This is a genomic window from Pedobacter cryophilus (assembly GCF_005116455.1).
Taxonomy (GTDB): Bacteria; Bacteroidota; Bacteroidia; order Sphingobacteriales; family Sphingobacteriaceae; genus Pseudopedobacter; species Pseudopedobacter cryophilum.
The window spans coordinates 284,892-300,155 of the sequence record NZ_SWBP01000001.1 but is presented as its reverse complement, the minus strand read 5'-3'; the positions used below and the strand labels follow the sequence as shown (position 1 = coordinate 300,155).

At 35.8% G+C, this 15,264-nt stretch carries 8 protein-coding genes; 6 read left to right on the top strand and 2 right to left on the bottom strand.

The genetic code is table 11. From position 1 onward, the window contains the following. The first annotated feature begins 90 nt into the window (after positions 1-90). From FA046_RS01265 to FA046_RS01240, 6 genes are all read left to right on the top strand, one after another. Positions 91-1,851 carry a tetratricopeptide repeat protein gene (locus FA046_RS01265; protein WP_136824550.1) on the top strand — a complete coding sequence of 587 codons (1,761 nt, stop codon included), beginning with the start codon at positions 91-93 and terminating at the stop codon, positions 1,849-1,851. A gap of 299 nt (positions 1,852-2,150) precedes the next feature. Next, a complete protein-coding gene (locus FA046_RS01260) occupies positions 2,151-8,624 on the top strand; it encodes an FG-GAP-like repeat-containing protein (protein WP_136824549.1) in 6,474 nt (2,157 codons plus the stop codon). A 134-nt stretch (positions 8,625-8,758) separates the two neighbouring features. Continuing rightward, on the top strand, positions 8,759-9,490 hold the full coding sequence (pxpB, locus tag FA046_RS01255) for a 5-oxoprolinase subunit PxpB (RefSeq protein ID WP_136824548.1): 732 nt from the start codon (positions 8,759-8,761) through the stop codon (positions 9,488-9,490). Continuing rightward, complete coding sequence (locus FA046_RS01250) at positions 9,474-10,478, top strand: 5-oxoprolinase subunit C family protein (RefSeq protein ID WP_136824547.1); 1,005 nt, start codon at positions 9,474-9,476, stop codon at positions 10,476-10,478. Before pxpB ends, FA046_RS01250 begins: the two co-directional genes overlap by 17 nt. Positions 10,479-10,487: 9 nt before the next feature. Next, a complete protein-coding gene (locus tag FA046_RS01245; RefSeq protein WP_136824546.1) occupies positions 10,488-11,252 on the top strand; it encodes a LamB/YcsF family protein in 765 nt (254 codons plus the stop codon). Next, a complete protein-coding gene (locus FA046_RS01240) occupies positions 11,249-12,430 on the top strand; it encodes an NRAMP family divalent metal transporter (RefSeq protein ID WP_136824545.1) in 1,182 nt (393 codons plus the stop codon). The genes FA046_RS01245 and FA046_RS01240 overlap by 4 nt, the downstream gene beginning before the upstream one ends. A gap of 102 nt (positions 12,431-12,532) precedes the next feature. Here FA046_RS01240 and argH read toward each other — a convergent pair whose 3' ends face one another. Beyond that, positions 12,533-13,864, bottom strand: coding sequence for an argininosuccinate lyase (gene argH / locus FA046_RS01235; RefSeq protein ID WP_136824544.1), 1,332 nt, complete (start codon positions 13,862-13,864; stop codon positions 12,533-12,535). Between the two features lie 135 nt (positions 13,865-13,999). Next, positions 14,000-15,094, bottom strand: a complete 1,095-nt coding sequence (locus tag FA046_RS01230) for a Fic family protein (protein WP_225870857.1) — start codon at positions 15,092-15,094, stop codon at positions 14,000-14,002. Between the last annotated feature and the right edge of the window lie 170 nt (positions 15,095-15,264).

The window sequence follows — 15,264 nt, the reverse complement described above, 5'->3', positions numbered from 1 at the left end:
ATTACTGTTTTAGCTCTATTTTAACTTATTATACTATTTTTCTTTTTAAAAGAAAAACAAATTCTATTTTAGGTAGAATATTTATCATAAATGTCTAAAAAACTATTTCTACTTGTCCTTATTCTAAGCTTTCTATTTAAGGTTGCCAAAGCTCATAAATATACTTCCAAGCAGATTGTTGATTATTGGGAAAATGATGAGCAAAAGACTGACCCTAAATATAGAGACCTTGCGAAGTATTTGGATTATGGCTTACCAGATTCTGTAAAAGAACAGTATCATGAGATAGCCAATTTAATTGATGAAGATGCTGACCCTAAAATAAAGCTTTATTTTGAGATCTCTAAGTTAATAACGGGCTCTGATATAGCTGGGGATAATAAAAAACCCATTTATAATGAAATGCTCAATTTACTACCGCTTGCAGCTAAGGTAAAAAATGACTACGCATTGGCTTGGTATTTCCGGTTTTTGGGTGATGTGTGTTTTTGGAAAGGGGAACTTGAAAAAGCTGTTTATTACCTTAAACTATCTGTCGATTTACATGAAAAGGTAGGTATTAAGTCATACTCTTTTGCGGTTTTTAGTAATGTTTATTATTCTTTAGCTAAAGCCTTATATCAAACCAGAGATTATAAAAAATGTATTTATTATGGTCAGCTTTCATTAAAATATTTTAACCTGCAAAAGAATGAAAGTAAAGAACCAAATATTTTAATGAATGACATATTAGGTGCGGCAAATAAAAAAATTGGGCAATACAAAACTTCTATTTTTTACTACCAACAAATTACTAATGCAATAGAAATGAATCATTTAAAGGGAATTCCTTTCTATGATTTTTGGTATGAATTTACTTATGGAAATATAGGTCAAGCCTATTTAGCGGATGAGAAAATAAGCCAAGCCTTACCTTTGTTAGAAAGAGGATTAAATGCTTCTATTAAATATAATGATCAAGGTAATACTTGCGAATTTCTCCAAAATATAGCCAATATATATTATTTAAAAGGTGAAGACGAGCAGGCTATCAAGTACGCTTTAAAAGCAGAAACCTATTTAAACAAGTTAATCTATAAGGGAAAAATTGCTGCCGAAATTTATAAAGTTTTATATCAAGCAAACCAAAGGTTAGGTAGCTTAGAAAAGGCAATTACTTATTTAGAGCTTTATAATCAATATCAGAAAGTCGACCAATCTTTGATAGAGAATAGTAAACTAAAAAAAATTGAAACAGAGCTCTATTACAATAACATTCAAAAACAGGAAGGAGAAAGACTGTTAAAAATAAACCAATTAACATGGATTAGAAATTCATTAATAGGGTTTGTGATTCTCCTTTCATTTTTCGGCTTTTTCATTTACCGTAATTATAAATCTAAGCAGCAGAAGAAAATACAGATTTTGGCACTAGAAACGGAGCTAAAAGAACAGGAAGTGGAAAACGCATTAAGTCAGATTGAAATTTTCAAAAAGAATATTTTTGAAAAAGAAGACTTGATTGCTAGTTTAGAAGCTAAAGCAGAAGCAAGCTGGAGAAATGTAGAAGAATTACCAGAAAGTCTCCATCATTTCACTTTGATTACAGACGATGGATGGAATAAATTCAGAATTGATTTTACTAAAGCCTACCCACGTTTTTTACCTTTCATTCGCTCTAAGCACCAAGAACTCACTCAATCAGATGAACGTTTGGCCATGCTCATTTTCCTGAAATTGGATAATGAAAAAATTGCACACACCCTAGGAATTAGTAAAGATAGCGTTAGTAAATCTAAGCGACGTTTAAGAGCTAACCTAAACTTTAATAGCATCGAGCAGCTCGAAGACTACATCATTACCTTGATCTAATTTCTCCAATCTAGTGTTTCTCCAATACTAATAAATCAATTAAGATCTCCTTTTAATGGCGTAAATAACTGATTTTCAATTAATTGTTAATCGTCCGAAATGGTCCGCCTAAAAATGATGTTTTAAGCTATTGGCTTTACTACGTTTGTTAATGAAGCAAGAAGAATCAAAACTTCCATTCATTTTACTGTTGATGGCAACCATAGTTTTGATTGCTATTATATGGTTTTTGTTTTCGCTTCAGATTAAAAAAGTCTAGTGCTTAAATTTTATAAAACGCTCACATAAAATATCAAATCATGAAACAACTTTTACTCATTTTTACATTTCTCTTTTTGGGCAATTTATCGTTTGCGCAAGTTACCGGAAACGCCTTAGATTTTGACGGAACAGATGATTATGTTGACGCAGGAACAGGAATGTCCTCGATAACTGATTATACCATAGAGGCCAATATCTATTACAAAGGAGGCTCAGCGTGGATTATGCACTTTTCTGATGGGACACTAAACGAAAGACTTCAATTAGAAATAGGTGGCGGTCAGTTAGTATCCTACAACCAAAGTGCAGGTGTAGGAACAAGTGTTTTTGCAGGAGGTACCATCGTTGCAAATACTTGGTATCACATTGCTATTACCAATAGTTCTGTTAATGGTAAAAAATTATATGTAAACGGAGTAGAGGTTGCTAGTAACAGCAATACCCTTTCCCCATCACAAATGCCCACTGGTACTCATTTTTCAATAGGAAGAATACACAACCAGCCCTACTATTTTAATGGAACAATAGATGAGGTTAGGGTTTGGAATGTGGTGCGTACACAAGCACAATTAGCGGCCAATATGAATACCGAATTAAGTGCACAAACAGGCTTGGTAGGCTTATATCGTTTTAATCAAGGTATTGCTAATGGCACCAATACTGGAATAACTACTGCTATAGATGCTTCTGGAAATGCCAATAATGGAACATTAAGTGGTTTCGCATTATCTGGTAATAGCAGCAATTGGGTGGCCGGCGTTGTTACATCAATACCCGCCCCTAACATCACTAGTTTTAGTCCTTTAAATGCCAAACTGGGAGATGCAGTAACTTTAACAGGTACAGGTTTTAACACTACAACTGCTAATAATATCGTATTTTTTGGTGCAACTAGGGCTATTGTAACAGCAGCAACAGCTACAAGTGTTACTGTAACAGTACCCAGCGGAGCTACTTATGCACCAATCACCTTACTAAATACAGGCTCTAGTTTAGCGGCGTATAGTTTAAGAAACTTTACCCCTACTTATAGCCCTGCTAAAACCAATATTTTAGCTGGTGATTTTGCCGCTAAACAAGATTTTGCAACTGAATATAATCCTCAATCAGTAGCCATAAGCGATTTGGACGGTGATGGCAAGCCTGATTTAGTGGTAGCTAATCATTACTCAAATAGTGTTTCTGTCTATCGCAATACCAGTACTAATGGTAGTGTGAGCAGTGGCAGTTTTGCTGCTAAAGTAGATTTTGCAACAGGAAGTCAACCTATTTCAGTAGCTATAGGCGATTTAGATTGCGATGGCAAGCCTGATTTGGCGGTCGCTAATCGAAGTTCAACTACTTTTTCAGTCTTTCGCAATACCTCTACCAGTGGCAGCATAACAGCAGGTAGTTTTGCCGCTAAAGTAGATTTTGCCATAGGAGGTAGTCTTAATTCAATAGCTATAGGCGATTTAGATGGCGATGGCAAACCTGATTTGGCGGTGACAAATCAATCTTCTGTTTCAGTGATTCGCAATACCTCTACCAGTGGTAGCATAACAGCAGGTAGTTTTGCCGCTAAAGTAGATTTTGCCACAGGAAGTTCTCCTTATTCAGTAGCTATAGGTGATTTAGATGGCGATGGCAAGCCTGATTTGGCGGTTGCTAATTCTAATACAAGTTATATTTCTGTCATTCACAATACCTCCACCATTGGCAGCATAACAGCAGGTAGTTTTGCTACTAGAGTAGATTTTACAGCAGGAACTAGTCCTACTTCAGTAGCTATAGGCGATTTAGATGGAGATGGCAAGCCTGATTTGGCGGTGGCTAATAAAAATTCACAAAATATTTCAGTCTTTCGCAATACGACAACTAGTGGCAGCATAACAGCAGGTAGTTTTGCTACTGGAGTAGCTTTTACAACAGGAACAAGTCCTTATTCAGTAGCCATAAGCGATTTGGATGGAGATAGTAAGCCTGATTTGGCGGTGACTAATCAAAATTCACAAAATATTTCAGTCTTTCACAATACGGCAATTAACGGCAGCATAACATCAGGTAGTTTTGCCGCCAAAGTAGATTTTGCAACAGGAACAAGTCCTTATTCAGTAGCCATAAGCGATTTGGATGGAGATGGCAAGCCTGATTTAGTGGTGGCAAATGAAGGTTCAAATACCGTTTCTATTTTACAAAACATATCTAGCAATGCAGATTTAAGTGCATTGGCAATCAGTTCTGGAACGTTAAGTCCTACTTTTGCATCTGGCACCACAACCTACACTGCAAGCGTGAGCAACAACATAACAAGTGTAACAGTAACGCCTACAAAATTAGATGCTACTGCAACGATAGAGGTTAGGGTAAACAGCGGAAGCTACGCTACGGTAAACAGTGGAAACGCATCAGTAGCACTAAGCTTAAATGAAGGTAGCAATACCATAGATGTAAAAGTTACAGCACAAGATGGTACTACCATTAAAACTTACACTACAACAGTTACTAGAGCAATTGGGCCTCCTATTATCGCTAGTTTTAGCCCAACCAGCGCCAAACCAGGAGATGCAGTAACATTAACAGGTACAGGTTTTAATACCACAGTTGCAAATAATATCGTATTCTTTGGCGCAACCCAAGCAACAGTAACCCCAGCAACTGCAACAAGCGTTACCGTTACGGTACCAAGCGGAGCTACTTATGCACCTATCACATTATTAAATACAGGTAATGGTTTAGCGGCTTATAGCTTAAAAAACTTTACACCTACTTATAGCCCAGCTAAAACTAATATTTTAGCTGGTGATTTTGCTGCAAAGGTAGATTTTACAACCGTGGATGCTCCTAATTTGGTAGCCGTAGGTGATATAGATGGGGATGGGAAGCCCGATTTAGTAGTGGCAAATTCTGGTAGTAGTTTTTCTGTCTATAGAAACATATCATCTTCTGGTAGCATTGGAGCAGGCAGTTTTGCACCTAAGGTAGATTTTGCGACAAATACAAAAGCATCATCAATCGCCTTAGCCGATTTGGATGGGGACGGTAAGCTTGATTTGGTGTTTGTGAACTATCGTTCATTTGATTTTGGTCCAAACGATTACTCTGCAAATGATATTTCGATATTTAGAAATACATCAACTAGTGGAAGCATAACAACAGGTAGTTTTGCAACTAAGGTAAATTTTGTAACAGGTAATTCACCTAATTCTGTAGCCATAGACGATTTAGATGGGGATGGCAAGCTTGATTTGGCTGTCGCTTATTTAAATGGTGTTTCAGTATTTAGAAATACCACTACAAGTGGCAACATCAATACAGGTAGTTTTGCTGCAAAGCAAGATTTTACAACCGGGGGTTTTCCTAATTCAATAGATATAGGTGATATAGATGGAGATGGCAAACCCGATTTAGTAATTACTAAAAATGATTATGGTGTTAATGGGTTTTCGGTATTGAGAAATACCACTATCAGCGGTAATATATCTTCAGGCAGTTTTGCAGCAAAGGTCGATTTTGCAACTGATGGCATTCTATCGTCTTTAATCCTAAGCGATTTAGATGGAGACGGAAAACTAGACGTAGCTGCGTTTAATAGCGAAGGTGTAGAAATATTTCGCAATACCGCAACCAATGGTAGCATTACTAGTGGTAGTTTTGCTGCAAAAGTATATGTTGTAACTGTAAGTAATCGTTCTAAACTAATGGCCATAGGCGATTTGGATGGGGATGGCAAACCCGATATGGCAGTTGGAAGTTATGAATCTCCTGCTATTTCAGTCTATCGCAATATCGCTACCATGGGTAGTATTACAAGTAGTATTTTTGCAACAAATGTAGATTTTGCAACAGGAACATATTCAAATTCAGTAGCTATAGGCGATTTAGACGGAGATGGCAAACCCGACTTGATAGCAACAAATTCAGGTTCAAATACTGTTTCTATATTACAAAATGTATCCAACAATGCAGATTTAAGTAATTTAAGCTTAAGTTCTGGAACATTGAGTCCTACTTTTGCTGCTGGCACAATTGCATATACAGCAAGTGTAACTAACGGAGTAAGCAGTTTAACAGTAACCCCAACAAAATCGGATGCAAATGCAACGATAGAAGTAAGAGTAAATGGAGGTAGTTACGCTACACAAACCAGTGGAAATGCATCAGGTTCATTAACATTAGCAGTGGGTACAAATACCATAGATGTAAAAGTTACCGCACAAGACGGCGCAACCATCAAAACTTATACTACAACAGTTACTAGAGCAATTGGCCCACCTATCATTACTAGTTTTAGTCCATTAAATGCCAAACCAGGAGATCCAGTAACATTAACAGGTACAGGTTTTAACACCACCAGTGCCAATAATATCGTGTTCTTTGGCGCAACCCAAGCAACAGTAACTGCAGCAACTGCAACAAGCGTAACCGTAACAGTACCCAGCGGAGCTACTTATGCGCCTATCACTTTATTAAATACAGGTACTAGTTTAGCGGCTTATACCTTAAAAAACTTTACACCTACTTATAGCCCAGCTAAAACCAACATTGCAGCTGGTGATTTCGCAACAAAACAAGAATTTACAGCAGGAACAAATCCTTTTTCATTGGCCATGGGAGATTTGGATGGAGATGGCAAACCCGATTTGGCGGTTGCAACTTACGGCTCAAATACGGTTTCAGTCTATCGAAATATATCATCCACTGGCAGCATTGGATCAGGTAGTTTTGCCGCAAAGGTTGATTTTGCAACAGGATCACAGCCATGGTCGGTAGCCATAGGAGATTTAGATGGAGACGGCAAACCTGATTTAGCGGTTACAAATTTTGATTCACATACGGTTTCAGTCTATCGAAATACATCATCTATTGGTAGCATTGGATCAGGTAGTTTTGCCACAAAGGTTGATTTTGCAACAGGATTAAGTCCTTGGTCAGCAGCCATAGGCGATTTGGACGGAGATGGAAAACCCGATTTAGCAGTAACGAATTATAGTTCATATAACGTATCAATTTTACGTAACACCTCCACTCTTGGAAGCCTAGGTACTGGAAGTTTTGCGTCAAAGATAGATTTTTCAACAGGCGATAATCCAATTTCAGTAACCATAGGCGATTTGGATGGGGATGGAAAACCTGATTTAGCAGTAACCAATAGTGGTTTAAGTACTGTTTCGGTATTACGGAATACCTCTAGTAGTGGCAGTATAAGTGCTGGCAGCTTTGCAGTTAAACAAGATTTTACAACAGGTGATAATCCATTTTTAGTAGCCATAGGCGATTTGGACGGGGATGGGAAACCCGATTTGGCAATTACAAATCAGGGTTCAAGTACTGTTTCGGTATTACGGAATACCTCTAGTAGTGGCAGTATAAGTGCTGGCAGCTTTGCAGTTAAACAAGATTTTGTTACAGGTAATAGTCCATTTTCAGTAGCCATAGGCGATTTGGACGGGGATGGAAAACCCGATTTGGCAGTTACAAATCAGGGTTCAAGTACGGTTTCCGTCTATAGAAATACATCATCTACTGGCAGCATTGGATCAGGTAGTTTTACCCCAAAGGTTGATTTTATAACTAGTTCAAACCCATATTTAGTAATCATTGGCGATTTGAATGGAGACAGTAAGCCTGAATTAGTGATTTCAAGTCAGGCAGTTTTTTCGGTATTACAAAATGTATCCAAAAATGCAGATTTAAGTAATTTAAGCATCAGTTCTGGAACATTGAGTCCTACTTTTGCTGCGGGCACAATTACATACACAGCTAATGTTGATAACACAACAACAAGCATTACCGTAACACCAACAAAATCAGATGCTAGTACAACTATTCAAGTACAAGTAAATTCTGGTGGCTATGCAACGTTAATCAGTGGAAACGCTTCCACAGCATTAGTTTTAAACGCAGGTAGCAATACCGTAGAGGTAAAAGTTACGGCACAAGATGGTAGTACTACTAAAACCTATACGATAACTGTTGAGAAAGGTACATTGCCTGTTAGTTTGATTGATTACCAAGCTAAGATCCAAAATAATAAATCAGTGCTGTTAAGCTGGACAACAATATCAGAGCAAAATAACCAGGGCTTCGAGATTTTAAAATCCACAGATGGTAAGATCTTCAGCAAGACTAGTTTTATTAAAGGAAACGGAAATAGCAGTAGCAAAAATCAATATAGTTTTACAGATTTATTTCCCGTTAAAGGAGAAAACTATTACAAGTTGGTCCAAATAGATTTAGATGGCACAAAAACAGTGTTAGGTATAAAAGCTGTAAACTTTAGTTTTGATGATGGCAGTGAAATTAAAATTTATCCAAACCCTAGTACATCTATTGTAAACGTTGAATTTGAAACTAATCAATTCAGTAATATATCAGTGATAGATTTGGCTGGGAAAGTAATCATCAAAAAAGAGATTGCTGAAACAGAAAGTAAAGTTAGTTTAAACATTTTAGAATTACCTGCTTCAACTTTCATCATCAAATTACAAGGAAAAAGCGGTGTGATGATTAAACAATTTGTGAAACAATAGGCTAAAATTATTCCGAAATAGCTAGATTTTCCTAAACTTTAGATAGGAGTTCGATTCTCGTCTGAAACACAAAAGCCTCTGAAATTCAGGGGCTTTTTTATTGGGTAGAAAATTAAGTATATTTCAATCAAATTATGGCCCATAATCACACAAAATTTCTTATTTATCCTATCAGCGAAAAAGCGGTTTCAATAGAGTTTGGGCAAAAGATAGAGGCAGAGATAATGAAAAGAATAAGCAATTTGAATCGGCTTATTCTAGAAAATCCTTTTATTGGGTTAGACTGTACAGTGCCAGCATACACAACTTTAACTTTGTTTTATAACCCTGTAAAAGTTATTAGTGATAAAAATTTAAGTGGGAAATTTTGTTTTGATAAAGTCTCTAACTATTTGTCTCAAATGGCTCAAACAAATGATAATTCTATTGAGAAACCTAAGGATATCATCAATATTCCGGTATGTTATGATGAACAATTTGGATTAGATTTAGATGAGTTGTCTATCTTGCATCAGGTACCTAAAGAAAAAATTATTAAATTACATAGTTCAGCAATTTATACTGTTTTTATGATTGGCTTTGTGCCTGGTTTTGCTTATTTGGGAGGAATGCCTGAGCTTTTGGCTAGTCCAAGAAAGTTAACGCCACGTAAATTTATACCAGCTGGTTCTGTTGGGATAGCTGGACAGCAAACAGGGATATATCCTTTAGAAACTCCAGGTGGATGGCAAATTATTGGTAAAACACCCTTAACATTATTTGATGTAAATAGAGAACAACCTTCTTTATTAAAAGCTGGCGATAGTGTGAAATTTAATCCAATTAGTTTAGCAAATTTTCAATCTTATCATGAGGATAAGGATTAAAAAACCAGGCTTATTAAGCACCATACAGGATGCAGGGAGAATAAAATTTCTTGCTCAAGCAGTTCCTATTTCTGGGGCTTTAGATCAATTGTTATCTGGTATAGCTAATAAATTACTTGGAAATGCCGATAACGATGCTGTGATTGAATTTACTTACGGAGGCATCCTTTTTACAACAGAAACAGATTGCTTAATAGCATTAGTAGGATTAGGTGCTTTTTTTAAGGCTAATGAAATTAAAATTCCATTAAACAGACCGGTATTTATCCCCAAAGGAACGCAAGTTTTTATTGAAAATAACACACAAGGAAGTCATTCATATCTCGCAGTAGCTGGGGGATGGAATGTGCCGGAAGTTTTAGGTAGTAAAAGTACTTTTCTTACTGCCTCTTTTGGTGGATTTGAAGGAAGACAGCTCCAAGAAAATGATGTGCCAAGTAGTAATGAGCAACTTTCTTTAACAAGCCAAATAATTTTAGCTCAATTACAAGGAGAGAAGATAAATTACACCATGTGGAGTGTTCCGCCAAAGCAGTTCTTAACAAATACAGCCAATACAATAAGGGTTATTTTAGGAAGAGAGTTTGAGTGGTTTGATGAATCTGCAATTGCTGATTTTTTAACAAAGCCGTATCAACTAACAGCTAATTGTAATAGAATGGGTTATCATTTAGATGGGCCGGTTTTGAATAGAAAAAACAGCCATCAACAAGAGTTGCTTTCAACAGCTGTCGCTCCAGGAATTATCCAGGTAACTGGTAGCGGGGCTCTTATTTTATTAATGGCTGATTGCCAAACAACTGGGGGCTATCCAAGAATAGCTAAAGTAGCAGAAGTTGATATGCCTTTATGTGCTCAGTTAAAACCAGGAGATCTTTTGAATTTTGAGCCAATAAGTATGGAACAAGCTGAAATTCTGTATCTTAATCAAGAAAAGGATTTGCGAAAATTGAATCATGCTATCCAATTTAAATTCAATATTATTTAATTAAGTACCATGGCAACTATAGATATTAACTGTGATATGGGGGAAGCATTTGGGAATTATCCAATGCCAAATGATGAAATTTTATTCGATTATATTTCTTCTGCGAGTATTGCTTGTGGTTTTCATGCAGGTGATCCACAAGTAATGCAAAACACCGTAAACATGGCTATCAGAAAAGGCGTGTCTATTGGTGCGCATCCTGGTTTGCAAGATCTTCAAGGTTTTGGTCGACGTGAAATTAAAATTTCAGCCAAAGAAGCTTATCAGCTTACCTTATACCAAATTGGAGCCCTTTATGCTTTTGTAAAGGCGGCACAAGGAAAGCTTAATCATGTAAAACCACATGGTGCTTTATATAATATGGCAGCTAAAGATGAGAATTTAGCGAAAGCTATAGTAAGTGCTATTCATGATTTTGATCCATCTTTAATATTATTTGCTTTGGCAGGAAGTGAGATGATTACCGCTGCTCAAAAAATCGGATTAATAACGGCTTCAGAAGTTTTTGCTGATCGTACTTATCAGGATGATGGTTCACTTACTCCTCGCTCTCAAAGTAATGCTTTAATTACTGATGAAAAGGAATCTCTAAGACAAGTTTTAAGAATGGTGAATCATCAACAAGTAGAAACTGTGAATAAAAAAATTATCTCAATAAAAGCAGATACATTGTGTATTCATGGTGATGGTTTACATGCCGTTGAGTTTGCAAAAACAATTAAAGAGACATTAATAAGAGAAGGAATCAGTATCAAATCGCCAACTCGTTCATGAAAAAGTCTACCAGAAGTATTTTAGTTGGAGCAGCATTTTTAATGGCTACTTCAGCCATTGGACCAGGTTTTTTAACACAAACAGCGGTATTTACCGAGCAATTGGGGGCGAGTTTCGGTTTTGTGATCTTAATTTCAGTTTTTTTAGATGCCATTGCTCAATTAAATATTTGGCGAGTTATTGCTGTTTCTAATCAACCAGCTCAAGAAATCGCTAACCTTGTTCTCCCTGGTTTAGGTTATTTTTTATCATTTTTAGTCTTCTTAGGCGGTTTAGCTTTCAATATTGGAAATGTAGCTGGAGCAGGTTTAGGCCTAAATGTTTTATTTGGGATAAGTATTTGGCAAGGCTGTTTAATAAGTGCTATACTAGCAATAGCTATTTTTATTTATAAAGAAGCTGGGGCATTAATGGATTGGGTGACAAAATTATTGGGTTTAGTGATGATCACCTTAACTTGTTACATTGCTTATTCTAGTAGTCCACCAATCCAGGAAGCAGTACTCCGTACTTTTGTTCCTTTGCAGTTTAGTTTTCCCGCTGTATTAACGATAGTTGGTGGAACTGTTGGTGGTTATATCACTTTTGCGGGTGCGCATCGCCTACTTGAAGCTGGCATAACTGGACAAGCTAATTTAAAACATGTAAACCAAGGTGCAGTTACTGCCATAGGTATTGCATCATTAATGCGGATTTTACTTTTCTTAGCCGCTTTTGGCGTAGTTTATAAAGGCTTTCATTTAGATCCTGCAAATCCACCAGCATCAATTTTCAGAATAGCAAGCGGAGAAATAGGCTATAAATTGTTTGGCTTAGTAATGTGGTCGGCTGCAATTACCTCTGTGGTTGGTTCTGCTTATACTTCAGTTTCATTTATTAAATCGTTTCATCCGCTAATTGTAAAATGGGATAGACCAATAACCATCTTGTTCATTTTAATCTCTACGGGTTTATTTTTATCTATCGGGAAACCTATAAAAACATTAATTTATGTTGGCGCTTTAAATGGGATGATATTACCTGTTTCACTTGGTGTGATGCTCATCGCGGCCTATAAAACAAAAATTGTAAATACGTATAAGCATCCTTTATGGCTGAGTATTTTGGGTGGTTTAGTAGTGATTTTTATGGCTTGGATGGGTTATGAAACTATTTTTCAACTTTTTCAAAACGCTTAAAAATCTATTGAGGGCTCAAAAAAATTGAATTTTTAAGTATAAAATTCAATTGTTTTTAAGCTTTTTTTGAAGTAAGCCTTGCTGTTTTTTGTTGATATAGATTTAAGAGACCAATTTTTTAATCGCCCTCTCCACTTTCTCAAATTCAAACTCACCCAAAATTTTCTCCATCATTTCCTTCACTTCAGGCAAATTCAAATTGCCAATGCTACCTTCATGAGTATGGTTAATTTCATATTTACCACCAAAATTTCCAGCTTCAATATCCGCACCTACTTTTTTATACGCTTCTCTGAAAGGTGTTCCGGCTAAGACTAAGTTATTGACTTCTTCTACTGAAAAAAGGTATTGATATTTAGGATCGTCTAAAATATTGTCTTTAATTTTGATGTTTTGCAACATCAATTTAGACATATCCAAACAAGCCATTAAACTTTGGAAAGCAGGAAAAAGCGTTTCCTTTTGTAATTGCATATCTCTGTGATAGCCTGATGGTAGATTAGTAGTCAACATCATGATTTGGTTTGGTAAAGCTTGTAATTGATTGCTTCTGCCTCTAATTAGTTCCCAAACATCAGGGTTTTTCTTATGTGGCATAATGCTACTACCAGTAGTTAATTCATCAGGAAAAGAAATAAAACCAAAATTCTGATTCATAAATAAACAGGCATCCATCGCCATTTTATTGAGCGTTGCCGCGATGGATGACATTGCCTGAGCTAATATTCTTTCGGTTTTTCCACGTCCCATCTGCGCATAAACTACGTTGTAATTCAGGTATTCGAAACCTAATAATTGAGTTGTCATGGTTCTGTTTAGCGGAAACGAAGAACCATATCCTGCAGCAGAACCTAAAGGGTTTTTATTGCAAATTTTATAAGCGGCCAACATCAACTCTAAATCATCAATTAGGCTTTCGGCGTAAGCGCCAAACCATAAACCAAAAGATGATGGCATAGCAATTTGCAAATGCGTATAGCCAGGCATTAATTTGCCTTTATGAGTTTCAGCAAGTTGAATGAGCAGTTCAAATAATTCGTTTACAGAAGTCACCATTTCTGCAATCTGACTTCTAAAAAAAAGTTTTAAGTCCACCAAAACCTGGTCGTTACGAGAACGGCCACTATGTATTTTTTTTCCGGCTTCGCCTAGTTTCTTAGTCAAAAGCATTTCTACTTGAGAGTGTACATCTTCTACACCTTCCTCAATTACAAATTCTCCTTTTTGAATACTTTGGTAAATATTTTTAAGCTCTTTTTGTATTTGAACTAAATCATCAGCACTCATTAATCCAATGCTTTCTAGCATTTGAGTATGAGCTAATGAACCTAATACATCAAATGCGGCTAAATGTAAATCCATTTCTCTATCCTGTCCAACAGTAAATTGTTCTACCAAATTGTTAGTTGATGTTTCTTTTTGCCAAAGTTTCATTTTGATTTACTATTGTTTTAAATATAAATATGTATGTCGATTGAATCGACATAAGAATTTTGTATGTCGAAAAAATTAAAAAAAATCGACATATGTTTTAGATATGTCGATTCAATCGACATATATGCTTTTTAATTATTTCACTAAAATTTCCATCAATCCTTTATTGATGTAATACATTTCTTGCCCAATTTTAACCGCCTCTAACAAGCCAGCTTTTGATAATTTTTTAAGATATTCTGAAGCTGTTTGCCTTTTTGCAATATTATTCTCTTCTAAAATTTTTATTTTGATATAAGGATAACTATACAATAAATCACATAATTCTCTAGAGTAGGAGGCCTTTAACGCCGCTCTTATCTTCTCTTCAGAATTTGCTTTTAGTTGTAAGATTGCGTTGATTTTTTGTAAGGTTAATGCTGCTGTTTCACCTACGCCTTTTACAATAAAAAGTACCCACTCTGCCCAATTACCTTTTTCTGTAACTTCTCTTAATAATCTATAATAATCAGATTTATTTTGGATAATGTAATAGCTTAAGTATAAAACTGGTAAGCCAATTAAATTTTGATTAATGAGGTATAAAACATTTAAGATTCTTCCGGTTCTGCCATTTCCATCAGAAAAAGGATGTATAGCTTCAAATTGATAATGTATGAGCGCCATTTTTACTAAGCCATCTAAACCAGAAAATTCATCATCATTCATAAATTGTTCTAGTTCTTTTAGCTTTTCTCTAATGATGTTTTCTCCCTCAGGCGGAGTATATACAATTTGTTGATTGCTTGGGTTTGCTAATTTTGTTCCGGGTGTGTTTCTGATGTTTTCATTAGTATTTCTTAATCGCTGCATAATGCCAACTAACAAATTGGTGGTGATTAACCCGTTCTTTTGCATTTCATGTAAACCCCAATACATGGCCTCGCGGTATTGAATTACTTCTTTAGCAGATGCATTTTTTATGTTTTCAGATATTCTTAACGTTTCTTGATAAAGCTCATCTTGTGTGGTAACAATGTTTTCTATAGCGCTAGATTCCTTACTTTCTTGCAGCACAATGGTGTTTAGCAATAAATTTGGATTTGGAAGTGTTTGGCAATATCCTTTTAATTCTGCTAATAGTTTGTTCGCCTCAATACTCGCTTTTAGTATTTCTACGCTTTCTAAATTTACTTTTGGAGGTAAATTTGCAATGCTATTAAAAGGTTTATTTCTATCAAAACTCTTCATTTTTTTTGATTTTGTATATGTCGATTGAATCGACATAAGGAATTGATATGTCGAAAATAATCAAAAAAATCGACACGTTATAATTATATGTCGATTGAATCGACATATGAATTTTGAATAATTTGTTCGTTTTGAACAGGTTTTTTTGCAAAGCCCGACCCTGATTTTTC